The 25,362-nt window shown below is 44.1% G+C and carries 23 protein-coding genes and 4 tRNA genes; 22 read left to right on the top strand and 5 right to left on the bottom strand.

The window, feature by feature from the left end:
• Position 1: 1 nt before the first annotated feature.
• The 5 genes from Q1A86_RS18755 to Q1A86_RS18735 all read left to right on the top strand — a co-directional run bounded on the left by Q1A86_RS18755 (position 2) and on the right by Q1A86_RS18735 (position 754).
• Positions 2-71, top strand: a tRNA-Glu gene (locus tag Q1A86_RS18755).
• A gap of 76 nt (positions 72-147) precedes the next feature.
• A tRNA-Glu gene (locus Q1A86_RS18750) sits at positions 148-223 on the top strand.
• Positions 224-299: 76 nt separating this feature from the next.
• A tRNA-Glu gene (locus Q1A86_RS18745) sits at positions 300-375 on the top strand.
• A gap of 47 nt (positions 376-422) precedes the next feature.
• Positions 423-498 (top strand) — tRNA-Ala (locus tag Q1A86_RS18740).
• A 52-nt stretch (positions 499-550) separates the two neighbouring features.
• Positions 551-754, top strand: a complete 204-nt coding sequence (locus tag Q1A86_RS18735; protein ID WP_299810143.1) for a hypothetical protein — start codon at positions 551-553, stop codon at positions 752-754.
• A gap of 82 nt (positions 755-836) precedes the next feature.
• On the opposite strand, the gene Q1A86_RS18730 is transcribed toward Q1A86_RS18735, so the two are convergent.
• Positions 837-2,666, bottom strand: a complete 1,830-nt coding sequence (locus tag Q1A86_RS18730) for an ABC transporter ATP-binding protein (protein ID WP_299810140.1) — start codon at positions 2,664-2,666, stop codon at positions 837-839.
• Between the two features lie 179 nt (positions 2,667-2,845).
• On the opposite strand from Q1A86_RS18730, the gene Q1A86_RS18725 reads away from it, so the two are divergent.
• The 7 genes from Q1A86_RS18725 (at position 2,846) to sstT (ending at position 11,328) form a co-directional block, all read left to right on the top strand.
• Positions 2,846-4,348 (top strand): Ada metal-binding domain-containing protein, encoded by a 1,503-nt coding sequence (locus Q1A86_RS18725; RefSeq protein WP_299810137.1) that lies wholly within the window; start codon positions 2,846-2,848, stop codon positions 4,346-4,348.
• The gene (locus Q1A86_RS18720) at positions 4,348-4,893 is read left to right on the top strand and encodes a methylated-DNA--[protein]-cysteine S-methyltransferase (protein ID WP_299810149.1); all 546 of its coding nucleotides are present in this window, start codon (positions 4,348-4,350) and stop codon (positions 4,891-4,893) included. Before Q1A86_RS18725 ends, Q1A86_RS18720 begins: the two co-directional genes overlap by 1 nt.
• Before the next feature lie 278 nt (positions 4,894-5,171).
• A complete protein-coding gene (locus tag Q1A86_RS18715; RefSeq protein WP_299810135.1) occupies positions 5,172-6,500 on the top strand; it encodes a DEAD/DEAH box helicase in 1,329 nt (442 codons plus the stop codon).
• Between the two features lie 388 nt (positions 6,501-6,888).
• Entirely contained in the window at positions 6,889-7,359 is a 471-nt protein-coding gene (locus Q1A86_RS18710; protein ID WP_299810132.1) for a dual specificity protein phosphatase family protein, read from the top strand.
• Between the two features lie 26 nt (positions 7,360-7,385).
• Positions 7,386-8,930 carry a phospholipase D family protein gene (locus Q1A86_RS18705; RefSeq protein ID WP_299810129.1) on the top strand — a complete coding sequence of 515 codons (1,545 nt, stop codon included), beginning with the start codon at positions 7,386-7,388 and terminating at the stop codon, positions 8,928-8,930.
• Between the two features lie 91 nt (positions 8,931-9,021).
• On the top strand, positions 9,022-9,924 hold the full coding sequence (locus Q1A86_RS18700; RefSeq protein WP_299810126.1) for a chemotaxis protein: 903 nt from the start codon (positions 9,022-9,024) through the stop codon (positions 9,922-9,924).
• Positions 9,925-10,104: 180 nt separating this feature from the next.
• Complete coding sequence (gene sstT / locus Q1A86_RS18695; protein WP_299810123.1) at positions 10,105-11,328, top strand: serine/threonine transporter SstT; 1,224 nt, start codon at positions 10,105-10,107, stop codon at positions 11,326-11,328.
• Between the two features lie 106 nt (positions 11,329-11,434).
• Here sstT and Q1A86_RS18690 read toward each other — a convergent pair whose 3' ends face one another.
• Positions 11,435-12,805 carry a Gfo/Idh/MocA family oxidoreductase gene (locus Q1A86_RS18690; RefSeq protein ID WP_299810120.1) on the bottom strand — a complete coding sequence of 457 codons (1,371 nt, stop codon included), beginning with the start codon at positions 12,803-12,805 and terminating at the stop codon, positions 11,435-11,437.
• A 284-nt stretch (positions 12,806-13,089) separates the two neighbouring features.
• Between Q1A86_RS18690 and Q1A86_RS18685 the strand changes: the two genes are divergently transcribed.
• Positions 13,090-13,509 carry a hypothetical protein gene (locus Q1A86_RS18685; protein ID WP_299810117.1) on the top strand — a complete coding sequence of 140 codons (420 nt, stop codon included), beginning with the start codon at positions 13,090-13,092 and terminating at the stop codon, positions 13,507-13,509.
• Positions 13,510-13,670: 161 nt separating this feature from the next.
• On the opposite strand, the gene Q1A86_RS18680 is transcribed toward Q1A86_RS18685, so the two are convergent.
• Together Q1A86_RS18680 and Q1A86_RS18675 are read right to left on the bottom strand one after the other, a co-directional pair.
• Entirely contained in the window at positions 13,671-14,324 is a 654-nt protein-coding gene (locus tag Q1A86_RS18680) for an RluA family pseudouridine synthase (RefSeq protein WP_299810115.1), read from the bottom strand.
• Positions 14,325-14,459: 135 nt separating this feature from the next.
• Positions 14,460-15,053 carry an ACP phosphodiesterase gene (locus Q1A86_RS18675; RefSeq protein ID WP_299810112.1) on the bottom strand — a complete coding sequence of 198 codons (594 nt, stop codon included), beginning with the start codon at positions 15,051-15,053 and terminating at the stop codon, positions 14,460-14,462.
• Positions 15,054-15,499: 446 nt separating this feature from the next.
• On the opposite strand from Q1A86_RS18675, the gene queA reads away from it, so the two are divergent.
• The 9 genes from queA (at position 15,500) to Q1A86_RS18630 (ending at position 23,676) form a co-directional block, all read left to right on the top strand.
• Positions 15,500-16,537, top strand: a complete 1,038-nt coding sequence (gene queA / locus Q1A86_RS18670; protein ID WP_299810109.1) for a tRNA preQ1(34) S-adenosylmethionine ribosyltransferase-isomerase QueA — start codon at positions 15,500-15,502, stop codon at positions 16,535-16,537.
• A gap of 184 nt (positions 16,538-16,721) precedes the next feature.
• Positions 16,722-17,855, top strand: a complete 1,134-nt coding sequence (gene tgt / locus Q1A86_RS18665) for a tRNA guanosine(34) transglycosylase Tgt (protein WP_012154721.1) — start codon at positions 16,722-16,724, stop codon at positions 17,853-17,855.
• Between the two features lie 31 nt (positions 17,856-17,886).
• Positions 17,887-18,219: a preprotein translocase subunit YajC gene (gene yajC / locus Q1A86_RS18660; RefSeq protein WP_012154722.1), complete on the top strand. Its 333-nt coding sequence runs from the start codon at positions 17,887-17,889 to the stop codon at positions 18,217-18,219.
• Positions 18,220-18,236: 17 nt separating this feature from the next.
• The gene (secD, locus tag Q1A86_RS18655; protein WP_220762967.1) at positions 18,237-20,087 is read left to right on the top strand and encodes a protein translocase subunit SecD; all 1,851 of its coding nucleotides are present in this window, start codon (positions 18,237-18,239) and stop codon (positions 20,085-20,087) included.
• A 12-nt stretch (positions 20,088-20,099) separates the two neighbouring features.
• On the top strand, positions 20,100-21,047 hold the full coding sequence (gene secF / locus Q1A86_RS18650) for a protein translocase subunit SecF (protein WP_299810092.1): 948 nt from the start codon (positions 20,100-20,102) through the stop codon (positions 21,045-21,047).
• A gap of 256 nt (positions 21,048-21,303) precedes the next feature.
• Positions 21,304-21,621, top strand: coding sequence for a DUF2007 domain-containing protein (locus Q1A86_RS18645; RefSeq protein WP_220762963.1), 318 nt, complete (start codon positions 21,304-21,306; stop codon positions 21,619-21,621).
• Entirely contained in the window at positions 21,621-21,980 is a 360-nt protein-coding gene (locus Q1A86_RS18640) for a rhodanese-like domain-containing protein (protein WP_299810087.1), read from the top strand. Before Q1A86_RS18645 ends, Q1A86_RS18640 begins: the two co-directional genes overlap by 1 nt.
• A 34-nt stretch (positions 21,981-22,014) precedes the next feature.
• Positions 22,015-22,926: a bifunctional precorrin-2 dehydrogenase/sirohydrochlorin ferrochelatase gene (locus Q1A86_RS18635; protein ID WP_299810084.1), complete on the top strand. Its 912-nt coding sequence runs from the start codon at positions 22,015-22,017 to the stop codon at positions 22,924-22,926.
• A gap of 201 nt (positions 22,927-23,127) precedes the next feature.
• Entirely contained in the window at positions 23,128-23,676 is a 549-nt protein-coding gene (locus tag Q1A86_RS18630) for a YaeQ family protein (protein ID WP_299810081.1), read from the top strand.
• Positions 23,677-23,785: 109 nt separating this feature from the next.
• Here the strand turns inward: Q1A86_RS18630 and Q1A86_RS18625 are convergent, their stop codons facing one another.
• On the bottom strand, positions 23,786-25,225 hold the full coding sequence (locus Q1A86_RS18625) for a carbon starvation protein A (RefSeq protein WP_299810078.1): 1,440 nt from the start codon (positions 25,223-25,225) through the stop codon (positions 23,786-23,788).
• Positions 25,226-25,362 lie beyond the last annotated feature (137 nt).

Here is a 25,362-nt window from a genome sequence, read left to right as displayed (position 1 = left end):
CATCGTCTAGAGGCCTAGGACACCGCCCTTTCACGGCGGTAACAGGGGTTCGAATCCCCTTGGGGATACCACTATTTGTCAAGCGTTGAGTTTTAGCCTACAGAACTTAATGAGTATTCACTCTTTGCAGAGTCTAATGCAGTCCGGGTCCCCATCGTCTAGAGGCCTAGGACACCGCCCTTTCACGGCGGTAACAGGGGTTCGAATCCCCTTGGGGATACCACTATTTATCAAGCGTTGAGTTTTAGCCTACAGAACTTAATGAGTATTCACTCTTTGCAGAGTCTAATGCAGTCCGGGTCCCCATCGTCTAGAGGCCTAGGACACCGCCCTTTCACGGCGGTAACAGGGGTTCGAATCCCCTTGGGGATACCACTATTTATTAATTCGTGTTAGTAATAACATGGATGTTTACCAGAAATGGGGCCTTAGCTCAGCTGGGAGAGCGCAACACTGGCAGTGTTGAGGTCAGCGGTTCGATCCCGCTAGGCTCCACCATTTTACTGTTTTAAATCAGTAAGTAATTAAACCACCTTAGGGTGGTTTTTTTATGCCTGAAATTTGCGGTCATAGCTGCTTTACCCACGCCAATTCTTATACCAATCAGTATAAAGATTTGCTCGGTCAGTGGGAGTCTGGCGCTATAGGCAAGGTCATTAATTGCTCCTCGGTAACAACACCTGCGTTACTCTCGATAATCGCCCCTGCATTATTCTACTTTCGACCTGTCCTAGATTACAAAGATTGTGAATGATGAGCAGTAATTTAGTCCGATCTGACGTATAAAAGCCATCAGTAATGATGACTTTTGTATAGCAAGTGTAGAAACTTACGCACTAATCGACCCCAAGAAACCCACCGGTTTGATGTGCCCAAAGTTGCGCGTAGATCCCGCCAGAGCCAATTAACTGCTGATGAGTACCTTGCTCAACGATTTTTCCTTCATCCAAAACTATTAATTTGTCCATCGCTGCAATGGTTGATAGTCGGTGTGCGATGGCAATAACTGTTTTCCCTTGCATAAGCTGATATAAGCTTTCTTGGATTGCGGCTTCAACTTCTGAATCGAGAGCAGATGTGGCTTCATCAAGCAGTAGAATAGGGGCGTTCTTAAGTAGTACCCGCGCAATAGCAATGCGTTGACGTTGTCCTCCTGAGAGCTTTACGCCACGTTCACCCACTTGTGCGTCTAAGCCTCGATTACCCTCTGGATCGCTCAAATCTTGAATAAACTCGTGTGCTTGAGCTCGATGAATGGCTTGCTCTAACTCAGCTTCGCTTGCATTTGGATTACCATATAGTATGTTTTCTCGAATAGAGCGGTGCAGCAAAGAGGTATCTTGTGTCACCATGCCGATATGTGCGCGCAGAGAGTCCTGTGAAACCTGGGTAATATCTTGCTGATCGATTGTAATACTGCCAGATTCGACATCATGAAATCGCATTAGCAGGTTAACTAGAGTGGACTTACCTGCGCCTGAACGGCCTACTAAGCCAACTTTTTCACCAGCTTTAATATTGAGGTTTAATTCATCAATCACTCCGCTATTTTCACCATAGTTAAAGCTGACATTATTAAAGTCTATACAGCCTTCATTAACAGCTAGTGCAGGTGCATTCGCAATATCTTGGATTTCAATAGGGTTAGATAAGGTATTGATACCATCAGCAACTGTACCAATGTTTTCAAATAAGGAACTTATTTCCCACATTATCCACTGCGACATGCCGTTCAGCCTTAATGCGAGGCTAATAGCAATCGCAATGGCGCCTACGGTAATAGCATCATCGCGCCAAAGCCAGATGGATACCGCAGCAATAGCAAAGGCCAGTAGATAGTTAATAATTTGCACGCTTACATTGATACAAGTTACCAAGCGCATCTGTCGATATACGGTATTGAGGAAGGTTTTCATGCTGCCTTTCGCGTACTCAGCTTCCTCTTGGGTATGTGCGAAAAGCTTTACCGTCGCAATATTGGTATAGCTATCTACAATACGGCCTGTCATGGTGGAGCGAGCATCGGCTTGCTCAGTCGATACCTTTTTCAATTTAGGTAAAAATTTAAATTGCAGCGCAACATAAAGGCCAAGCCATACAAGCATAGGTAACATCAGCCTAAGATCGGCTTTAGCAATCATGACGACCATTGAGGTGAAGTAAACCAGAATGTAAACCAACACGTCTAACAGCTTTGTGACCGTTTCTCGCACCGCAAGTGAGGTTTGCATCACTTTAGTTGCGACACGTCCAGCAAAGTCATTTTGATAAAATGACACGCTTTGTTTGAGCAGATAGCGGTGGGCGAGCCATCTAATCGACATCGGGTAATTACTGAGTAACCCCTGATAGACGATCAACGCGTGAAGTAACACCAATGCTGGAATGACAATGAGTACCAGTAGTGTCATGCCAAGCAGTTTCATGCCTTCTTTTTCAAACAGGGTATTTGGATCATTATTAATGAGTAAATCAACCAAATCCCCCATAAAGCCAAATAAAGAGACCTCGAGAATGGCGAGTAGGGCGGTTAAAACCGACATAACCCCCAGCGGTACTTCAAAACCTCGTGTGTAGTGGCGACAAAAGGCATAAATCCCTTTAGGTGGTTGCTGCGGCTCTTCATTGGGGAGAGGGTCGACCCAAGATTCAAATCGTTTGAACATCTGTTTACTCGACTGATTATTTTTATGTTGGAAAAATGTATCGAGCATTAAGCATATAGGAAACAGGGAGTGAAATGTAATGAATACGCTGATAGTTATATTCAGTTCCGTTTTCCGCTAGTGATGACTTAGCATGGCGCGTAATATACAACTTAAGAATTAAAAAGATGGGGCGATAGATGTTTAAGCATGAATGTTACCTCTCGAAAGAGGCCTGTCGTAAAGCAAGACTTGCTCGCGATCCTCGCTTCGACGGTCAGTTCTTTATCGGGGTGAGAACGACTAAGATATACTGTAGATCAGTATGCCCTGCTGTAAGCCCAAAAGAGGAAAATGTTTGCTATTTTGACTCTGCCGTACAGGCTGCGAATGCTGGCCTCAGGCCTTGCCTGCGTTGTCGCCCCGATAGCGCGCCACTTTCTTATGCTTGGAAGGGGACGCAAACCACATTAGAGCGCGCAAAAGGATTGATTGATAACGGAGCTCTCTGTGGTACCGAGAGCATGAGTATTGAATCTTTATCTGAGCGCTTGGGGATCTCGAGCCGCTATCTGAGAAAGTTGTTTTCAGAAAAACTGGGTACCTCAGTTAAACGTTATGCACAATATCGTCAACTCATGTTGGCGAAACAGCTTCTACACCAAACAAAATTGAGCATCACTCAGGTTGCCTATGCTGCTGGGTTCAGTAGTATCCGTCGTTTTAATGAAGTGTTTAAAGATGAGCTGAAGCTGACGCCATCGGCTCTGAGAAAAAGCCGGGCAAAGCCTATTGAGCTAGATTCCGAACGTGTTCAAACCTCAAGTCAGTGCCTGCCAGTTGCTTTGAGAGTCCAATTTAGTTTTCGTCCTCCTCTTGCTTGGCAGCAACTGCATGACTTTTATCATGTACGGGCAGTAAAAGAGATGGAATGGCTTGATGGTAGGCAGAGTTATGGTCGCAGTTTTACTTTAAACGGGGTAAGTGGTTACTTTGATGCAAAGCTCGATTCTGGCAACAATCTCTTTAACGTGGATATAGTGTTAGAGAAAGAGTCAGGTCTAACCGAGTTAAGTGCAATTATCGGTAATATTAGAAGAGTGCTAGATCTCGATGCTAACGTTCAGCAGATCGACAGTGCGCTTACTGCGTTGAAGCCATTGTCTGCTCTCATCATTCCGGGGCTGCGTCTACCTGGTGTTTGGTCTACATTCGAAGCGGGTTGTCGAGCGGTTTTAGGGCAGCAAGTGAGCATAGTACAGGCATCTAAACTACTTAATCAGTTAGTCCTTACCTACGGTGAGAAGCGCTTGATTGGTGAAAAACTTGTCACTTTATTCCCTAGTCCTGAGACGATCGCAACAGCTGAATTGACAGAGCTTAAAATGCCAGGAGCTCGCAAACGTGCGCTCAATGCGCTCGGTCAATTTGTTTGCGATAACCCTAATGCAGAGCTTGAACACTGGTTATCGGTAAAAGGGATTGGGCCTTGGACGGTGGCTTATGCAAAAATGCGCGGCATGAGTCATCCTGATATCTTGTTATGTGGCGATCTTGTGGTTAAAAAGCGAGTGTTAGGCCTTTATCAAGCCGCAGGGGAGGGCAGCCCTAACAGCAATGATTATGGATTGATAACGCAGTCACTTGCTAAGCAAGTTTCCCCTTGGGGCAGCTATCTTACGTTCCAGCTTTGGAGTCTATGATGAGAACAAATATGCAACCTATTGCTAAGTTGAATTTTAAAACTGAGCTTGGTTTGCTCTCCTTATGTGCAAACGCGAGCGGGATAACTCATCTCAATATTGTTCCGTTGACAGGTGATGATTGGCAGTCACGGGAGATTGAGGAGAAAGAGCTTGATACGGGGCGTCCTCAAGCTGAGCTTAGTGCGGCCAATCAACACCTTTTACAAGCTCAGCAAGAGCTAAATGAGTACTTCATTGGTGAGCGGCATCAATTCGATGTGAAACTTGCCCCAAAAGGCACCGAGTTTCAACGTCAAGTCTGGCATGCATTAGCCGAGCTCGATTACGGTAAAAGTTGCAGTTATGCGCAAATCGCTAACCGAATCGATAGGCCCAAAGCCGTGAGGGCGGTTGGTGCGGCCAATGGCGCAAATCCCATCGCCATAATTGTACCTTGTCACCGAGTGATAGGAAAGAATGGGGCCTTAACTGGTTACGCGTATGGTATAGAACTGAAGCGAAAGTTACTTAGGCTTGAGGGCTTAGATTGTTTATCGTCATAAGCAGGTTAAAAATTTAGGCCTTTGCATCGCTTAACAATGTTGTACTAGATAACCAGATGTTCAGGGAACTTCACAGAAACAAACGGTTATAATAACCCGCAGGTGTTGTTTAAGTCTTTGTTATCAAAGGGGGATCATTTTCGACATCATAAAAGGGGTTAACCTGCAACTAGGAGTAGAGGCTTATTTAGCTTGCTATAACATCAAAGATAAGCTTTTAAGCCGAGTTTAGCGTAGAATATATGCCTTATTTTTGATTAGGCGTTTACCCGTAAATTATGACTCAGCCAGTATCTTCAACCGACCAAGTAGCAACGCAAACTGTGGCTAGCACAACAACTCACAGTGACTTTACCCAACTAGGGCTTATCCCTGAGTTGCTTGAAACTCTTAAACTGCTGAGTTATACAAAGCCGACAGCGATTCAATCACATATTATTCCGGCGGTTTTAGACGGAAAAGATGTACTGGGCGGTGCCAAAACGGGGTCGGGTAAAACCGCAGCCTTTGCCTTGCCTATCATCCAAAAGCTTGCAAAGGCGTCACCTCGTAAAGTAGGAAGTAATTTTGTATCTTGCTTGGTATTAGTTCCTACCCGTGAACTGGCGCAGCAAGTGGCTGACAGCTTTATGCGCTACTCGCAATTAATTAAACCTAATCTTAAAACGCTTGCCGTTTATGGTGGTGTGTCTACCAATGTGCAAATGCAAAGTTTACGTGGCGGTGCTGATATTGTCGTTGCGACACCTGGGCGTTTAATCGATCTGATTTCTAGCAATGCGCTTAAGCTCGATAACACCGCGACTTTGGTGTTGGATGAAGCCGATCGTATGTTGAGCCTTGGTTTTACTGAGGAGCTTAACGCGCTTTTAGCTAAGTTGCCTAAAGCTAAGCAAACCTTATTGTTCTCAGCAACTTTCCCTGAAGAGGTGCGTGAGCTTACCGATTCGTTGTTGAATAATCCTGTAGAAGTACAATTACAAAGTAGCGAAGAAAGTACACTGGTTCAACGCGTCATTACCGTTAACCGTAACCGTAAGACCGCTTTGTTAGCTCAATTGATTAAAGATAATGAGTGGCAACAGGTGCTTATCTTTGCCAGCGCCAAATATACTTGTAACCGTTTGGCGCAAAAATTAGAAAATGCAGGGATCACTGCCGAAGTATTCCACAGCGATAAAGGCCAAGGAGCGCGTAATCGCGTATTGGAAGGCTTTAAGTCAGGCGAAATAAGCGTCCTTATCGCAACTGACATCGCAGCGCGTGGTATCGATATTGAAAAACTGCCTATCGTGATTAACTTTGAGTTGCCAAGAAGTCCTGCCGATTATATGCACCGTATTGGCCGAAGTGGCCGTGCGGGTGAAGCGGGTTTAGCAATGAGCTTGATTTCACACGATGAATATCAGCACTTCAAATTAATTGAGAAGAAAAACAAACTGCGTTTAGAACGCGAGCAGATATCAGGGTTTGAAGCCGATCTTGAAGCACCAGAAGACTGTCCATCCCGCGAGGTTAAGCCGATGGCTAAACCTGCAGGCACAGGCAAGAAACATCGCAATAAACTCCCCAAAGCCAATGCCGAACTTTGGGGTAAGAAGTCTTAAACCTTGCTGTTAATGGCGTAAAACCTTAGAGCAACGGCTCATGAAATGGACTCTAATTGAGTCCATTTTTTTAGTAAATAAGTATGCTTTTGTGGCTTAGCGCCATTTTTTGACAATATCCGCTTAGCTCAGTAATAAAGCGATAGCACAAGATATAGGCTTTAGGTATTCTCTTGGCGATAATACTAATCAGTATAAAGTTCTGAATGCCTGTAAAGAGTGTTTTCGGTTGCCAACTTCTGCGTTGAATAAACTCAAAAGGTAACAACGGTTATATCATCCATTCGCCTTAAATTAGTTTGTCAAAAAACACTCTGAGTAGATTAACTTATTATATTGATTGGTATTTAACCTTAATTGAAACTCAAAATATATTTTAGGAAGTACTATGCAGCACCTATTTTGGTTAGTTGAGGGACAAATTGCTGGACGCAGTGGACCCAATAAAGATCCTTGGGATCTGCATGAGTTAAAGGCTGCCGGTTTCGATGCCATTTTATCGGTTAATAACGGTGAAGATTGTATTGAGGATGAATTGAGCGCCGCTGGGTTAGACTACTTATGCGTGCCTTTCTCTCGAAATATACCGCCTAGGCCGGAAGACTTGGGTTATTGTGTAGAGCAGGTTCCAAAAGCATTAGCATTTATCCGTGAGTGCGAAGCGCAGGATAAAACGATACTGATTCATTGTCGTTCGGGTAAAGATAGAACAGGCCTAATCATGGCTTATTACTTGATGGATAATGGTGCGGCTCCACTTCATGCCGTGAGCCAAGTTCGAGCCATACGTGATATCGCATTTAGCGCCGAAGGTTGGGATCAATTTGCATTTGATGTGCTTTATGCGCTACAAGAGTAAATAAGACTCAGCAATAGAATAAAAGAATGAATGCAAATGGATTGCAGTCGCTTATCTTTTTAAGAAGTATTTTTCTTTGGGCAGCCATCGCACTATTAGTTGGCTGCCAATCTTCTCCTGTTTACCCCGATAAACCTATTACCACTAAGTTAACCGTTCAACCTGAGTGGCCATTGGTTCAGTATGTTCAAGCCGATGTAGAAGCTTATCCCCAACAAACTGGCGTACTGCCACTCGCCGATGGTATTGATGCTTTAACAGCACGCCTTGTGTTAGTTAATGCGGCGACAGCCAGTATCGATCTGCAGTATTACATCTACCGCGGAGATGACAGCGGAAGACTGCTCACCTGGCACTTAATTGAGGCCGCCGATCGCGGCGTTAGAGTCCGCATTTTACTCGATGATATGGCGGCTAAAAATGTCGATAGAGCCTTAGTGATGTTGGATGCGCATGAAAATATCCAGGTGCGTTTATATAACCCCTCGTTCGAGAGAGATTTTCGTAATATCGCCTTTGTTGCTGGTTTTTCTAGATTGAATCATCGTATGCACAATAAATCGCTAACGGTCGATAACACCATTAGCGTGGTAGGCGGGCGTAATATTGGCAACGAGTATTTCTCAAATGATACTGATGTTGAGTTTGGCGATTTTGATTTAATGGCGATAGGCAGTGCCGTCGATGAGGTATCTCAACAGTTTGACCTTTATTGGAATGCACCATTAACCGTAGAGATTAACTCACTTAGCTCCCACAGTGTGACAGCGGAAAATATCGCTGATGCCTTGGTGACCGTTGAGTCAGAAAAAGCTGCTTATCAATCCAATCCATATATCGCTCGTTTGCTAAGTAGTCAGCTGATAAGCCAAATGCAGAATCAATCTCTACATTGGTTCTGGGGACCCGCAAGACTGATTTATGACCAGCCGGATAAGCAAAATCATCAGTCTCAGGAGGACAATATACTCTCTGATCTAGGGGAGTATTTAGATCAGGCAACTGAGGAGGTATTAATTGTATCTCCCTATTTTGTTCCCACTCGGACTGGTACAAAGAGCATTATTGAATCGGCGCGGGCTGGGATTGATATTACGATATTGACTAATAGCTTAGCCGCTACCGATGTATTGGCTGTTCATGCCGGTTACCGACAATATCGTCAGCAGTTGCTCGAGGCTGGGGTAAAGATCTATGAAGTAAAAGCTAACCCTAAACAAAAAAAAACCAGTAGCTGGAGCGGTAGTTCTAAGAGTAGCTTACATGCCAAAACGTTTATCACGGATAGGTTGTCAGTTTTTGTTGGATCCTTTAATTTCGATCCTCGATCTGCATGGTTGAATACCGAGATGGGGTTGATTATAGATAACCCAGAGCTGGCAGCGGGTGTGGTGGATGCAATTGATGCAAGCTTAGCTAAAAACACCTACCGTTTAGGGATTGAGAAGGGGGAAATCGTCTGGTTCGATGATTTTAGCCAACGGAAAATTTACACCGAGCCCGATGCTGGCCTGTGGAGAAAGTTTCTAGTGGATTGCATCGCATTATTACCGATTGAGTCGCAGCTTTAATTGTGTGCGTATGATGATTGAGTTAGAGTTTGTTTAAACTTTTTACATAGCGAGTGACCAGATTACGATGGATGCAAGAACTGGAAGCAAAATGAAGAGTAAGGCAGGCCAATCTCAAGGTTTACTCTTGTTTCAACTGTCTCTGACACAGTTATTTGCATTAGGCACGTTGAAAATACGCGAGTTGGTTCCCTATACACCATTGAGCGCGATCCCCCATTCTCACCCTACGATTTTAGGCGCGGCCAGCATACGTGGTGCTACGATCCCTATTGTCGATATGGCTGCCGCAGTTGGGTATCGACCTATTAGCAACGAGGAATTGAAAGATAGCTATATTATTATTACCGATTGCCAACGAATGGTGATTGGCTTTCTTGTTCGTTCAATCGATAAGATTATTGAGTGTAATTGGCGTGATATTGAGAAACCACCGAGTAATTTAGGCAAGAATGCTTACCTTACAGGGGTAACAAAAATTGATGGTAAGTTGGTGCAGTTACTGGATGTGGAATTACTCCTCTCTAAAGTCTTTCCGACGAGCCCTGAAAGTACTAGAGCTATTTTGACTGATGTTCAACGTGAATATTTAAAACCACTCAATATCTTGTTGGTTGATGACTCTAAAGTAGCCCGTAAACAACTGAGTGACGCATTAGACAGTATCAATATTCCTTACCAAGTCACAGCCGATGGTAAGGAGGCATTATTGATAATGGAACAAGCTGAGCGTGACGAACGCGCTATCGATATCCTCGTCAGCGATATTGAGATGCCAGGACTTGATGGCTATGAGCTTGCCTTCGAAGTTAAGAATAACCCTGCAATAGCACCTGCCTATATTATTTTACACACTTCGCTATCCAGTGAAATTAGTGTCAGTCAGGCGCATCAAGTGGGCGCCAACGAAGCGCTAACAAAATTTGATGCCCACGAGTTGATAGAAGCCATGCTGCGAGGGGCTGAAAAAGCAACTGCGACGACTAATGTATAGGGCCTTATTAGCAGTATGTTAACCGTGAGTAATAACTGCGCTTATTTGCCTGGTAAAGGTAGACAATAGTTGCCACATCCGATACAAACTGTGTCGAAGGAAGATTAATTTTATTTAAGGTTCGCCTAATGGTGGGTTTAAATAGGATTACCACATAATATAAAAACGACAGGTTAAGTAATGAATCAAAAACCATCTTTGTTTGCCCGCTTGGCAGACGGCAGTTTAGTGTTACAAATTCTTGTAGGTATTATTGCTGGTGTTATTTTGGCAACCGTGTCTAAATCCGGTGCTGAGAGTGTTGCGTTTTTAGGTCAGCTTTTTGTTGGAGCCTTAAAAGCAATCGCACCGATTTTAGTCTTTATCTTGGTTGCGGCATCTATTGCCAACCAAAAGAAAAATGCTAAAACCAATATGCGTCCCATTGTGATCCTGTACCTATTTGGTACTTTTTCCGCAGCGGTTACAGCTGTCTTGATGAGCTTTGCATTTCCGACCACGCTAGCATTAACGCTAGATGCTGCTCAGGCAAACCCACCAGAAGGGATCGGTGAAGTCATTCATACCTTGTTGTTTCAGCTAGTCGATAATCCGGTTAATGCGGTAATGACGGGTAACTATATCGGTATTCTAGCTTGGGGTGTGGGTCTAGGTTTAGCACTGCATCATGCAACTGATTCAACTAAGCTTGTGTTCGCGGATGTGAGCCATGGCGTATCTCAGATGGTTCGCTTTATTATCCGTCTAGCACCGATTGGTATTTTTGGTTTAGTGTCATCAACATTCGCAAGCACAGGCTTTAGCGCTATAGCAGGCTATATGCATCTGCTGTTAGTGCTTCTTGGCGCAATGGCGATTATGGCGCTGATCATCAACCCTGCGATTGTGTATTTTAAAATACGTCGCAACCCATATCCATTAGTGTTTACTTGTCTTCGTGAAAGTGGCGTTACCGCCTTCTTTACTCGCTCAAGTGCGGCCAATATTCCAGTAAATATGGCGTTATGTGAAAAATTAAAGTTACATGAAGATACATATTCAGTCTCTATTCCACTAGGTGCAACCATCAACATGGGCGGCGCGGCAATTACGATTACTATCTTAACGCTTGCGGCTGCGCATTCTATGGGCATTCAAGTGGATATCCTTACAGCGATTCTGCTAAGTCTGGTTGCTGGTATTTCTGCTTGTGGCGCATCAGGTGTTGCTGGTGGTTCATTACTATTAATCCCACTAGCTTGTAGCCTGTTCGGCATTTCTAATGATGTCGCGATGCAGGTTGTTGCAGTTGGCTTTATCATTGGTGTCATCCAAGATTCGGCAGAAACGGGCCTTAATAGCTCTACAGACGTGATCTTTACCGCTGCAGCTTGTGAAGCGGCAGAGAGAAAAGAAAACGCTTAGCCCTAAATTGGCTCGTTAAATACTGAAAAAGCCCACTCATTTAGAGTGGGCTTTTTTATTTGTATTGGTCCCGTCTTGAGATAGCTAAAAGCAAGTACTGCCGAGTCTATGCGCCAACAATCCCCAATGGCTTACCGGTTTTCCATGCGCCGCGGGTAAAGTCAGGGAAGTTGACTGAGTTACTACGATTATTAACCGACTCTTCGCTGAGGATATTAACCACAGACCAAGCTGCACCGTCATAAACATCTTGATCTAAAGGTTCTGCATTTCTGAGGCAATACACCATGCGCCAAAGCATTAAAAAGTCCATGCCACCATGTCCACCATTACGCTCGGCTTCTTGCCCCATTCGTTGCCAGAGTGGGTGGTCATATTTGGCATACCATTTAGCCATATCCCTATCCCACTTGTGGTAACTATCAGAGCCTGTCTGCTCAATAGCAATGCGGTTAGGAAAGCCCGCAAACACGCCGTTAGTGCCTTGAATGAGATTGTGGCGGCTATAGGGGCGTGGGGTCGTGGTATCGTGTTGAACCATGATGGTACGGCCTTTCACCGTTTTTATAAGAGAGGTATTGATATCGCCGTTGATGTAGTTGAGCTGGTTGCGTTCATGGTCGGCGGGGAATTCACGCCTTGCATATAAGGCTCGACCAAGGGCTGGGGAGCTCATCGAAGTTAGATAATCGAATCTGTCACCGCGATTAATATTCATATACTGGGATACAGGACCTAAACCGTGGGTAGGGTAAAGGTTACCATTTCGTTTCGTGTGCCAGTATGTGCGCCAAGACCCCGTTTTACTGTCGATCTCCTTCATCTGCCAGCGAAGCTCATGGATGTAAGCTGCTTCTCCATGAAGTAGCTCGCCAAATAAGCCTTGGCGAACCATATTGAGCACCATTAATTCATCGCGACCGTAGTTGACGTTTTCCATCATCATACAGTTTTTCTGGGTACGCTCCGCAGTATCGACGATTTGCCAGCACTCTTCGACACTCAACGCTAAGGGCACCTCGACAAAGGCGTGCTTGCCACTCTCCATTGTGTTGATGGCCATTGGCGCATGCCACTCCCAAGGAGTTGAAATAATTACAATATCGATGTCATCCCTATTTAGAAGTTCCTTATAGGCGTGTTCTTTACCTGTATAGCGCGTTGGTGTTGGTAAACCTTGGCTAACCACAAACTCAATCGACCTATCTAATACTTCAGAGTCAGTGTCACAAATGGCCTTGATCTCAACCCCTTCCAAATGACAGAAATGTTTCACATGACCCGAACCTCGTTGACCTACACCGATAAAGCCAACTCTTACGGTATCCATTTTGGGGACGACTAAGCCCATGACCGACTGGCCTGTTGCGGGTTTTCTTGGTACAGCCTCTGCAGATGATAGTGGAAGTTGTGAGGTGAGGATCCCGGCCGCTGAGAGACCAGCTGTTTTCAAAAAATGTCGGCGATTAAGTTTCATCTAGATTCCTGAGCGATTTTATTAGAATAGGATTTACCCCAAGAGTTATATCAAATTTGGTAGCTGAAAGGTTAAAAAGAAGTATGTCAATTTGTGGCGCTTGTCTTTTTATGCGAATTTACTAAAGTAATGCATATAAAGTGATTTATATCGCGTTTTTAAATTATGATTGCGATACACTTTTTACTAAAAGGTGGCTGCATCATTGTAATTGCTTTCTTTGTTTACAACTGATTTGGTTAACAAAAATATTACAAACGCTTTTTAATGGAGAATACTAACAGATGACACTTGTGCGCAATAGGACAGAAGAAGTTATTCAAATTGAGAGAGAAACTAAGCTCAAGGAGATGGAAATGTCAGTAGTTGAAAAGCGTAGACGTTTATCTTGGCGAGAGGGCGAGCTCAGATCCCGTGAGGTAGTGGGTCGCTGGATAGATGAAAGACCTTTGCTTGGTGATAATATCACCCTATATAAGCAAGAGGGAAAGTATTATCTCGAGACTTGGTATACTGATGGCTGCCACAGCTTGGATGAGATGACTTCAGAACAGACCGAGGAAGGTATAAAGCTTGAAGATAAAGGCGGTAATATTTTTGGTGAATATTTTATGTTGACTACAGATAATGAGCTTAAATTTTGTAATTCAACTAACTGTTATTATACCGCAAAAATCAATGGCGAAGCAGGTTTGGCCTGTTAACCTAAGCTCAACATTTGAGTGGCTAACGAGTCAATCCAGCATTAGACTGTTTTAAAATATAAAAGGGGCATAAGCCCCTTTTTTGCGACTAAAGTTAGCAGAAGCTAAATAGTTAGTATCAAATGAATAGTAACTAAATTGTTGGTATTAATGAGTACTATTTAGAAAGGATGCACACTGTTAAAGTGCATTGCTTTACCTGAATAAGGATGAGTAAAGCTTAAGCTTTGCGCATGCAGTTGCAAACGTTTGGCGGCATTAATCACTCGTTCATCACCATAAAAGTCATCACCTAAAATGGCATGTCCTACAGCTAACATATGCACCCTTAATTGGTGTGTCCTGCCCGTGACAGGTTTGAGTTCAACTAGAGCACTGTGAGTTTTTTGCTGTAACACTTTAAAATGGGTTATCGCGCTCTTGCCTAATTCACTGACCATTTGCTTTGGTGGATTGAGTCTATCTGCAGCAATAGCTAATTCAATTACACCACTTTGCTGCTTGAAGACACCGTCAACTTCTGCAATGTAAGTCTTCTGTGTCTGTCTATCTTGAAACTGGGTTTTAAGGCTTGATTCAGCTTTCTTGTTACGGGCAAACACCATGATCCCTGAGGTTGCACAATCTAAGCGATGTACGAGTATGCAGTCTTTATATCGCTGTTGTAGGCGTGTGAGCGCACAATCGTGAGTATATTCAGCGATGCCTGGATTAGATAGCAAGCCTGATGGCTTATTGATAACGATAATATCTCGGTCGAGATAACGGATATCTAACCAAGGAATAGTGGGGGGCTGATAGCTAAATATTTGCATGAGTTCTCCTGTTGCGGCGCAATTCTAGCAAAATAGTTAGCGTTAAGACATGCACTTAATTTTGAGGAAGAGTTATAAGGTGACTTAAATTACCCGAGGATTAATCTAAGCCACTTAAGAAAGGCTAATAAGTGCTTACAGATACTCAGGTGGAGTGTTACGTGTCCATAAGCGGCTATATGCCATCAGTTGGGGATAGAAGGTGCGAAAGGCAATTTCTATTTCAGTATCAAGTTTTTTCACGCATTCTTGAGCGCCATTAAAAATCTCGGGCTTAGAGACTCGTTTTGCTACCGAGGCGAGTGTTTGATTGAGTCCTTCACGGGTTTGATAAGCAACAAGCCAATTTTCTTGACGGATCTTAGGGGCAATCGCGACCAATTGTTCGGGGAGATCTTTACACTCATCAATGGCGTCGTAGGCCTTAGTGGCAAACTCATCGAGACTTTGGTCATGATACTCGTCCCAGTATTTTGCCAGCATATGATCAAAACTAAGATCGATGATAATAGGGGCGGCGCGGGTTAATGATTTAGGAAATATCGTTAAAAGCTCTTTGGTTATTTCATGGCTGTCTGTGAGTTGGTCAATTTGACGATGAAGCCATATTCCTTGCTGAAGATGTTTAGGGAAATGTTCAATACTGCCTTTTGCAAAATCGCCGGCAATATTGGCTGCCATTGAGGTTTGGCTATTGTCTGCAAGGTGCAGGTGTGCAAGAAAGTTCATATTTTATACTTGGTGATTCGCATACTTCACGTTATCATGCAGGGCGATGCGAAGGAAATTCTTTCTTGAGATTATTCAATATTTAAGGCTTTCCAAAAGGATGTGCATCGTAAAACAGCAATTAATCCACCAATAAAACGGTTTGAGGATCAAGGATGATGTGGAACTGGTTAACCCAAAAGTTGGGCCGAAGCGCTCAAGTTAGACGAAAAAAAGTCGAAATTGATATTCCCTACGCTCAACACCGCTATCGTATAGAAGATTTAGATAGCAAATCTACGGTCAATAGTACTTCGCAGCAGTCGAGCAAATTTAAATCATTTAATTAATATTCTGGTTTTATGGCAGTAATCCCGGATATTGGGCGTTTTTTAGGATCGGATTGTTGATCTTCTTTAGCTGTAGCCATAGACTAGCGGCCGATTTAGACACAGTAGAGACTTTCCATGCGCGTTGCAGATTTTTCTTTCGAGCTCCCAGATGAGTTAATTGCCCGTTACCCAACGGCAGAGCGGACTGCGTCCCGATTGCTATCACTTGACGGTAATAGCGGTCAGTTGGCGGATCTGCAATTCACCGATATTTTGAAGCAAGTCAATTCAGGTGATTTGATGGTGTTCAACAATACTCGGGTTATTCCTGCGCGTATGTTTGGCACTAAGCAGTCGGGTGGTAAATTGGAGATCCTTGTCGAGCGTATGCTTGATGATAAACGAGTCCTTGCCCATGTTCGCTGCTCTAAATCGCCGAAAGTAGACTCAATTATCTGCCTTGATGGTGGCTACGAGATGGTGATGGTTGCCAGACATGACGCTTTATTTGAGCTATCGCTGCAAAGTGATAAGACAATTTTAGAAGTGCTCGAAGAAGTCGGCCATATGCCATTACCGCCTTATATCGATAGACCCGATGAAGACGCGGATAAAGAGCGCTACCAAACAGTTTATAATCAAAATCCTGGTGCAGTTGCTGCGCCTACAGCGGGTCTGCATTTTGATGACGCTATGCTCGCGGCATTAAAAGAGAAAGGCGTAAATACGGCCTTTGTCACCTTGCATGTTGGGGCGGGTACCTTTCAACCTGTTCGCGTTGATAATATCCTCGATCATAAGATGCATTCTGAGTGGGCTGAAGTGCCACAAAATGTGGTTGATTTGATTGCTGCAACTAAAGCAGCAGGTAATAGAGTGATTGCAGTGGGTACCACATCGGTGCGTTCACTAGAGAGTGCCGCCAAAGCTTCGCCTGAGCAGTTACAAGCATTCAGTGGTGACACGGATATCTTTATCTATCCAGGATATCAGTTCCAAGTGGTCGATGCGATGGTAACAAACTTCCACCTACCAGAGTCGACGCTCATCATGTTGCTGAGTGCATTTGCTGGCTTCGATGAGGTAAAAAACGCCTATCAGCACGCGATTGCTCAAAAATACCGCTTCTTTAGCTATGGCGACGCCATGTTTGTGACCAAAAAAGCGAACTAATTATCCAAATTGCTTTAAAATACCCAGTTCATAATATGAAGTGGGTATTTTTTTATCCGCAGATTTAATGCATATTTTGGCATTTAGGGTTGATACTGAATTGTTTGCCCTTATGTTTGTCATAATCTTAGACTCAAATACTTGAGTTAACTCAGGTCAGACTGTTTATCTGGCGAGGTGAAAAATGAAATTTGAATTAGATACAACTCAAGGCCGCGCTCGACGTGGTCGTTTGATTTTTGAACGTGGTACGGTTGAAACGCCTGCGTTTATGCCTGTAGGTACTTACGGTACCGTTAAAGGAATGACACCAGAAGAAGTGCGCGAAACTGGCGCCGACATTCTGCTAGGTAATACATTCCACCTTTGGCTACGACCAGGTGAAGAGATCATGCGTAAGCATGGCGACTTGCATGACTTTATGAACTGGCAACGTCCTATTTTGACTGACTCGGGTGGATTCCAAGTTTTTAGCTTGGGTGATATTCGTAAGATCACTGAAGAAGGCGTACATTTCCGCTCACCAATCAACGGTGAAAAGATCTTCTTAGATCCAGAAAAGTCGATGCAAATTCAAGACTCATTAGGCAGCGATGTCGTAATGATTTTTGACGAATGTACCCCGTACCCAGCAACTGAGGACGAAGCACGTAAGTCGATGCAGATGTCACTTCGTTGGGCACAACGTTCACGCGATGAGTTTGACAGACTTGAAAACCCGAACTCACTGTTCGGTATCATTCAAGGCGGTGTTTATGAAGACCTACGTGATGAAAGCTTGAATGGCTTAGTCGACATCGGTTTTGATGGATACGCTGTTGGTGGTTTAGCAGTTGGCGAGCCTAAGGAAGACATGCACCGCATTCTTGAGCATGTTTGTCCTAAAATTCCAGCTGATAAACCTCGTTATTTGATGGGGGTCGGTAAGCCTGAAGATTTAGTTGAAGGCGTACGTCGCGGCGTAGACATGTTCGATTGTGTTATGCCTACACGAAATGCTCGCAACGGTCATCTGTTTACCAGTGAAGGAGTTATCAAGATCCGTAATGCACGTCATCGCGATGATACTTCACCACTCGATGATAAGTGTGATTGTTATACCTGTAAGAACTACTCACGGGCATACCTTTACCACTTAGATCGTTGTAATGAGATTCTAGGTGCTCGATTAAACACCATTCATAACCTTCGTTATTATCAAAGATTGATGGAAGGTTTGCGTGGCGCTATCGAGACAGGTACATTAGACGCCTTTGTTACGGAATTCTATACCAGTCAAGGTCGAGAAGTACCTGAAGTTCCTGAATTATCCGATTAATTTTTACTCAGACAAATAAGAAGAGAATACTATGTTTATTTCAAACGCATATGCAGCTGATGCACCTGTTGGTGGCGCTGGTGGTACGATGGAATTGATTTTCATGTTGGTCATCTTTGGCCTAATTTTTTACTTCATGATTTTCCGTCCACAATCTAAGCGTGTTAAAGAGCACAAGAACCTAATGAGCTCTTTGAGCAAAGGTGATGAAGTGCTAACAAGCGGCGGTATTCTAGGTAAGATCGCTAAGATCAGTGATGAAAACGACTACGTGTTGTTGACTATCAACGAGACAAGCGAAATCACGATTAAGAAGGATTATATTGCGGCCGTATTGCCAAAAGGCTCTATTAAGTCACTTTAAGCCAAGAGGGCGATGGCGTGTTAAATAAATACCCGATGTGGAAAAACCTAATGGTGGTGTTAATCATCGCCATAGGTGGATTCTATGCGATACCAAACCTTTTCGGTGAAGACCACGCAGTTCAAGTGGTAGCCACACGAGGAGCAGAGGTCTCAGCGTCGACTATGTCGACAGTAAATGAAGTATTAAAGAGCAAAGGGATCGCTGTAAAGCGTTCTGAGCTTGAAAATGGTCAGTTGTTAGTACGTGTAAATAATGGCGAAGAGCAATTACTTGCTAAAGAAGCTATTAGCGATGCGTTAGGCGACAAGTACACCGTAGCACTTAACTTAGCTCCAGCAACTCCAAAGTGGCTAGAGGCCATGGGCGGCTCGCCGATGAAGTTAGGTTTGGATTTACGCGGTGGTGTTCACTTCTTGATGGAAGTAGACATGGGCGAAGCGATTCGTAAGATGACCGAAGCCAAGGTTGCAGACTTCAGAACTGATTTACGAGCTGAGAAAATTCGCTACGCGGGTATTCGAAATGGCGCCAAAGGCATCGAGATTAAGTTTCGCGATGCCGAGACTTTAGCGAAAGCAGAAAACTTTCTTAAGTCTCGCAGCAATGACATGGTCTTCCAAGACAAGACTGTTGGCGATGACTATGTCCTTGTTGCTAATCCAAGTGAAGCTTATTTAAAGCAGGTTAAAGAAGAAGCGCTACAGCAAAACATCACTACACTTCGTAACCGTGTAAACGAGCTAGGTGTAGCTGAACCTGTGGTGCAACGTCAAGGTGCTGAACGTATTATCGTTGAGTTACCAGGTGTTCAAGATACTGCTCGCGCAAAAGAAATTTTGAGTGCGACAGCATCGATTGAATTCCATATGGTTGATCAAAAAGCAGATGTACAAGCTGCTATGAGTGGCCGTGTACCAGCAGGTTCTGAGCTTTATCAGCGCCGCAGCGGCGGCCCAGTTGTCTTGAAGAAAGCGGTTATGTTGACCGGTGACCATATTCAAGGCGCACAACCAAGTTTTGACGAATACAGTCGTCCTCAAGTAGCTATTAATCTTGATGCTAAAGGCGGTTCAATTTTCTCTAACGTGACTAAAGACAACATCGGTAACCCGATGGCAACGCTATTTATCGAGTATAAAGATACCGGTGAAAAGAATGCTGATGGTAGCGTTAAGATGAAGAAGATTGAGGAAGTGATTTCGGTTGCGACCATTCAAGCTCGTCTTGGCCGTAACTTTGTTATCACAGGTCTTGAGCATGCTGAAGCACAGAATCTAGCATTATTGCTACGTGCTGGTGCGCTAATCGCTCCTGTATATATCGTTGAAGAACGTACCATTGGTCCAAGCCTTGGTAAGGAAAACATCGAAAACGGTATGCAGGCGATGATCTGGGGTATGGCTGTTGTCCTTATCTTCATGTTGGTTTACTACCGTGGCTTTGGTCTTATTGCTAACCTAGCGCTAACAGCTAACTTAGTGATGGTTGTAGGCGTTATGTCTATGATCCCTGGCGCTGTATTAACCCTGCCAGGTATTGCCGGCATGGTGTTAACTGTAGGTATGGCGGTTGACGGTAACGTACTTATTTACGAACGTATTCGTGAAGAACTTCGTAACGGCCGTAGCGTACAGCAAGCGATTCATGAAGGATACGGTAACGCATTCTCAACTATCGCTGATGCGAACATTACGACCTTTATGACGGCGCTTATCTTATTTGCCGTAGGTACGGGTGCAGTGAAAGGCTTCGCGGTGACCTTAATGATCGGTATCGCCACTTCTATGTTTACTTGTATCGTTGGTACACGCTCAATCGTGAACGCGATATGGGGTGGTAAACGCGTGAAGAAACTGTCTATTTAAGGGGAAGTTGAAATGTTACAGGTTTTAAATGTTAAAGGTACAGTCAACTTCCTACGTCACGCACTGCCTATCAGTATTTTGTCTGCTGTGTTGGTGCTAGGTTCGATTGTCACCTTAGCGACAAAAGGGATTAATTGGGGATTAGACTTCACCGGTGGTACCGTTGTTGAGCTAGAATTCTCTAAGCCTGCTGATTTGAATGCAATTCGTACGAATCTTTCAAGTGAGTCGGTAGGTGGGGCATTGGTACAGAACTTCGGTTCTAGCCGCGATGTGCTTATTCGCCTTCCAGTGAAAGATGACTTTAAGAGTGAAGATCAAGTTAATGACGTAATGAGTGCAGTGACTCAGCTTGACTCATCTGTTATTCAAAAGCGTGTCGAGTTTGTTGGTCCTCAAGTGGGTAAAGAACTTGCAGAGCAGGGCGGACTTGCGGTTTTAGTCGCTTTGATATGTATTCTTATCTATGTATCTTTCCGCTTCGAATGGCGTTTAGCTTTAGGTTCAGTGGCAGCTTTGGCCCACGACGTGATTGTTACTCTGGGTGTATTCTCGATTTTACAGTTGGAGTTTGATCTAACCGTATTAGCCGGTCTATTAACGGTTGTCGGTTACTCGCTTAACGATACCATCGTTGTGTTTGACCGTATCCGAGAGAACTTCCTGAAGCTACGTAAGAGCTTGCCTGAAGAAGTGGTGAATATTTCAATCACGCAGACCATGAGTCGTACCATCATTACAACGGGTACAACACTTGTTGTGGTTGTAGCGCTATTCCTTAAAGGTGGCACAATGATCCACGGCTTCGCAACTGCATTGCTGATGGGTATTTTTGTCGGTACATTCTCGTCAATCTACGTGGCAAGTTTCTTAGCGATTAAGCTTGGGATCAATCGTGAACACATGATGCCAGTGGAAATTGAAAAAGAAGGTGCAGATCAAGACGCATTAATGCCTTAATCTGTACTCAGTTAAAAAAGCCACCGCTGAGGTGGCTTTTTTATGGCTGAAGCAATATGGCTTATGTTTGACTTTCTGCGAAATTGAGTACAAATCTCCACCATGTCAACCTAGGGTAAGTGTTTTGTGTTGTTTGAAAAAACAGCACTCGACAGGCTTGTTGATTTAGCTGTAGCATGTAAAAACGTTTTAAAGTGAGCTAACTGAAGTATTACCACTTAATTTGCCAATTAGAGCAATAGCAGTAGGAAATAACATGGAAGAGCAAACACGTTTGGTTGCAGCAGGGAACCTGCTAGAGGCTCATACTTGGAAAGGCATGCTGGAGGCCAGCGGCATTCAAGTCGAGTTAAAAGGTGAGGCCTTGTTAGGCGGTGTTGGTGAGTTACCTACAGGCATTCAAAATGTCGAGTTGTGGGTTGCTGATAGTCAGTATGAGTCTGCAAAGAAACAGATGGCATCGTTAAATGCACAGTGTCCTAAGTGGAAGTGTGTTAATTGCCATGAAATTAATGAATCAAGTTTTGAGCTCTGCTGGAATTGCAGCGCCGAACGTAGTGAGAAATACAGTTAATGAAACACAATCCCGCATTTCTAGCGCTAGTTGAAAGTATCTTACCTAAGATCACCGAAGTGAGCGTTGAGCAGTACCAATCTATGACAGGCTGGGTTTTACTCGATGTCAGAGAAGACTCTGAGTGGCACCAGGGACACCTACCTAATGCACAGCATTTAGGTCGTGGCATTATCGAAAGAGATATTGAGACCCTTTTTCCTGAAAAAGATACACCGCTGGTTTTATATTGTGGTGGCGGTTATCGCTCTGCATTAGCGGCTAACAACCTTCAGGTTATGGGTTATACGAAAGTAGTATCATTATCAGGTGGTTATAAAGCTTGGCTTGGGGGACAATTGCCGATAGAACACGACTAATACCGTCGTTAATTATCGCTAAGGTGTAACCTAGATGCAGTACTTTCCGCTATTTGTTGATACTCAGTCACTCAAGGTGCTTATCGTTGGTGCGGGTGACGTTGCTAGCCGCAAGCTCGACTTACTTAGTCGCACTGAGGCGAATATTCACGTGATAGCTGTCGATGTTTGCCATGATACGCTCAATTATCTAGAGCAGAGCCGTATTACTCTTGAACAAAGAGCCGTGAGTGACGCAGATATTCAAGATTACGATCTAGTCTATCTCTGCACCGCGGATAAAAGGCTTAATGAGCGCTTGGCGGGTATTGCTAAGGAACAAGGCATTTGGGCGAATGTGGTCGATAATCCAAAGTACTGCCGTTTTATTACTCCTTCAATTGTCGATAGAGGCCGCTTGCAGATTGCGATCAGTACCGCTGGAGCGGCTCCTGTTTATGCTCGAGAACTCAGATCGCGACTTGAATCTTGGTTACCACAGTCCATAACGCCGTTATTCGATTTTATCGCTGAGCGCCGCCAAGAGGTTCAGCAGCGCTTGCCCGTATTTAAACACCGAAGGGTGTTTTGGGAGCAGTTTTTCAGCCGTAATGCTGAACGCTTTGACGATGACACGGAAAACCACTATCAAAAGAGCTTTGCTTTAGAGCCTGCAAGAGGGGAGTTGCTCTTGATAGACTCTTCTACATCGGCTGAGTTATTACCGATAGGCGCCATGCCTTACCTGCAAAAAATCGATATCACATACTCTTCAAAGCCTGTGCCATTTGAATTTAATGAGTTACTTAGACGTGATGCAAGCTATGCAGCATCTTTCGATGATAAAACCATAGAGCATAAACTGGCAGCGGGTGAGTCCTGCCTTGTTTATGGTGACAGTGACGAAATCTTACGTTTAGCTCGGCAATTCCCCGCTGCTAAGCTGATCCGCCCTGGCCATTTCTAGCTATTGACTCTTCTAGTCCTGATGACTTCTAGAACTGGTAACTTCTAGGTGTGTTAAGGACTGTTGGCTGTAATGAGTATAGAGCTCTATCTTGTGTCGTCCCTGTTCACGCTTCCGTCTGAGCATCTTAGATAACAGATTGTGTGCTCACATCTTAATTTAAGGTAAACTTGGCGCAAATTTCTTTATGAAACATTGCTAATGGCTAAAAAAGCTACCGTATACAAAATCGCAATCCAAATCGCCGATATGGATCGTGGCTACTATCAAGATCATCAATTAACAGTTGCCCAGCATCCATCGGAAACCGATGAGCGTATGATGGTCAGATTGCTTGCTTTTGCCATGAACGCCAGTGATTCTCTGACGTTTAGTAAAGGGTTGTGTGTCGATGACGAGCCTGAGCTTTGGGACAAATCTTTATCAGATGAAATTAACCTTTGGGTTGAGTTCGGTCAAAGCGATGAGAAATGGCTGCGTAAAGCTTGCGGCCGTGCCAAACAGGTACAGCTTATTACCTATGGTGGTCGTAGCGTGCCTATTTGGTGGAAGCAAAATGAAGCTGCACTTGAGCGTTATGACAACTTAACGATTTGGAATATTCCAGAAGACGCAGTTAAAGCCATGGGACAACTGGTTGGTCGTAATATGTCTTTGCAGTTTAATATCTGTGAGGGCCAGATCTGGATCTCAGATAACGATAACTCTGTACTTGTGGAGCCTGAGTTACTTAAGGGCGTGCAGGAGTAACGCTTTAGGTAATTGAAAACGCAAGCATGCTCTAGTTGAGTGAACTTGAATACAAATAAAAAAGCCAGTCAAATGACTGGCTTTTTATTGGGTTTAAACTTGTAATAAATTAGGCTTCTTCAGCAGTTGACTCGATGTCGCCTTTGCCTTTAGTTTTCACCATAATCAAACCAGTGATCACTAGGGTCGATACAATACCTGCAACCGTAGATAGTGTCATCGGTAGACCCGCACCAAGTGTTGGTGAGCTTAATAGGAAACTAATCACTACTGTGGTCATGAACATGGCTGGAATCGTACAGATCCAATGGAACTTGTTCAGACGTAGCAAGTAAGCTGATGCTGTCCACAACATCATTACCGCAGTCGCTTGGTTCGCCACGCCGAAGTAGCGCCAAATCACACCAAAGTCTACTTGAGTTAGTACTGCGCCAGCTGCAAACAGTGGAATAGCAAACATCAAACGCTTTGGTAACTCAGTTTGTGGCATCTTGAATAACTCAGCCAAAATCAAGCGTGCACTACGGAAAGCAGTATCACCAGAAGTAATTGGCAGTACAATCACACCTAATACCGCTAGGAAACCACCTACAGCGCCTAGAAGGCCAGTAGAAGCTTCATAAACGACGTTTGCAGGGTTACCGGCCATGCCAGCATTTAGACCTTCAACACCACCGAAGAATGATAATGCGATAGCACACCAGATCAGCGCGATAATACCTTCACCAATCATCGCACCAAAGAACACGAAACGGCCATTTGATTCGTTTTCTACACAACGTGCCATCAATGGTGACTGAGTTGCGTGGAAACCTGAAATCGCACCACATGCAATAGTGATGAATAGCGCAGGCCATAGTGGCATGTCATTCGGGTTGAGGTTAGTTAGGAAGTCACCCACTTCAACACCTGGCAATAAGCTGTGCTCGCTTGATACGATTAATGCGATGGTTAAGCCAACAGACATAAATACTAATAGCGCACCGAAGAATGGGTATAGACGACCGATGATTTTGTCTACAGGTACGATAGTCGCAATTAAGTAATAGCAGAAGATAATACCTACGAAAATGCTGACATCCCATCCGGTTAGCTTACCTAGTAGGCCTGCAGGAGCCGAGATAAAGACCACACCAACAAGAAGCAGTAGGATAATGGCAAATACGTTCATAAAGTGCTTAGCGCCTTTACCTAGGTACTTACCTGCTAGGCTTGGTACTGATTCACCATTGTTGCGTACTGACAACATACCTGAGAAGTAGTCGTGAACGGCACCAGCAAAAATACAACCTAAAACGATCCATAACATTGCTGCTGGACCATAAAGAGCACCAAGGATTGGACCAAAGATAGGGCCTACACCTGCGATGTTGAGTAGCTGAATTAAGTACACTTTACCTTTTGACATCGGCACATAATCAACACCGTCTGTCTTGGTAAACGCAGGCGTTTGGCGCTTGGCATTGATGCCAAAAACCTTTTCGACAAATGCACCGTAAATAAAATAGCCACCGATCAACAGACCAACGCAAAGCAAAAACCACGTCATATTAATTAACTCTCCAAACATAGAATGGCTGAGAGTGTAAACATATTTATAGTATCGGAAAGTTGCAAATTGATAAGCGGTCAAATCGCTAAGGTCAGCGGTTATATGCTGGCCTTAGCGGTTAAACTTTTTAGGGG

This window comes from uncultured Shewanella sp., assembly GCF_947497935.1.
GTDB lineage: Bacteria > Pseudomonadota > Gammaproteobacteria > Enterobacterales > Shewanellaceae > Shewanella.
This window is presented reverse-complemented; position numbering and strand designations above follow the sequence as displayed.

Coding starts and splice junctions, on each gene's coding strand:
- Q1A86_RS18705 (WP_299810129.1), top strand. CDS start 7,386: ATGAATGCAAATGGATTGCAGTCGCTTATCTTTTTAAGAAGTATTTTT.
- Q1A86_RS18725 (WP_299810137.1), top strand. CDS start 2,846: ATGTTTAAGCATGAATGTTACCTCTCGAAAGAGGCCTGTCGTAAAGCA.
- Q1A86_RS18710 (WP_299810132.1), top strand. CDS start 6,889: ATGCAGCACCTATTTTGGTTAGTTGAGGGACAAATTGCTGGACGCAGT.
- yajC (WP_012154722.1), top strand. CDS start 17,887: ATGTTTATTTCAAACGCATATGCAGCTGATGCACCTGTTGGTGGCGCT.
- Q1A86_RS18690 (WP_299810120.1), bottom strand. CDS start 12,805: ATGAAACTTAATCGCCGACATTTTTTGAAAACAGCTGGTCTCTCAGCG.
- Q1A86_RS18635 (WP_299810084.1), top strand. CDS start 22,015: ATGCAGTACTTTCCGCTATTTGTTGATACTCAGTCACTCAAGGTGCTT.
- Q1A86_RS18735 (WP_299810143.1), top strand. CDS start 551: ATGCCTGAAATTTGCGGTCATAGCTGCTTTACCCACGCCAATTCTTAT.
- Q1A86_RS18680 (WP_299810115.1), bottom strand. CDS start 14,324: ATGCAAATATTTAGCTATCAGCCCCCCACTATTCCTTGGTTAGATATC.
- Q1A86_RS18730 (WP_299810140.1), bottom strand. CDS start 2,666: ATGTTCAAACGATTTGAATCTTGGGTCGACCCTCTCCCCAATGAAGAG.
- Q1A86_RS18720 (WP_299810149.1), top strand. CDS start 4,348: ATGAGAACAAATATGCAACCTATTGCTAAGTTGAATTTTAAAACTGAG.
- Q1A86_RS18630 (WP_299810081.1), top strand. CDS start 23,128: ATGGCTAAAAAAGCTACCGTATACAAAATCGCAATCCAAATCGCCGAT.
- queA (WP_299810109.1), top strand. CDS start 15,500: ATGCGCGTTGCAGATTTTTCTTTCGAGCTCCCAGATGAGTTAATTGCC.
- Q1A86_RS18685 (WP_299810117.1), top strand. CDS start 13,090: ATGACACTTGTGCGCAATAGGACAGAAGAAGTTATTCAAATTGAGAGA.
- Q1A86_RS18640 (WP_299810087.1), top strand. CDS start 21,621: ATGAAACACAATCCCGCATTTCTAGCGCTAGTTGAAAGTATCTTACCT.
- tgt (WP_012154721.1), top strand. CDS start 16,722: ATGAAATTTGAATTAGATACAACTCAAGGCCGCGCTCGACGTGGTCGT.
- secF (WP_299810092.1), top strand. CDS start 20,100: ATGTTACAGGTTTTAAATGTTAAAGGTACAGTCAACTTCCTACGTCAC.
- Q1A86_RS18645 (WP_220762963.1), top strand. CDS start 21,304: ATGGAAGAGCAAACACGTTTGGTTGCAGCAGGGAACCTGCTAGAGGCT.
- Q1A86_RS18625 (WP_299810078.1), bottom strand. CDS start 25,225: ATGACGTGGTTTTTGCTTTGCGTTGGTCTGTTGATCGGTGGCTATTTT.
- sstT (WP_299810123.1), top strand. CDS start 10,105: ATGAATCAAAAACCATCTTTGTTTGCCCGCTTGGCAGACGGCAGTTTA.
- Q1A86_RS18700 (WP_299810126.1), top strand. CDS start 9,022: ATGAAGAGTAAGGCAGGCCAATCTCAAGGTTTACTCTTGTTTCAACTG.
- Q1A86_RS18715 (WP_299810135.1), top strand. CDS start 5,172: ATGACTCAGCCAGTATCTTCAACCGACCAAGTAGCAACGCAAACTGTG.
- Q1A86_RS18675 (WP_299810112.1), bottom strand. CDS start 15,053: ATGAACTTTCTTGCACACCTGCACCTTGCAGACAATAGCCAAACCTCA.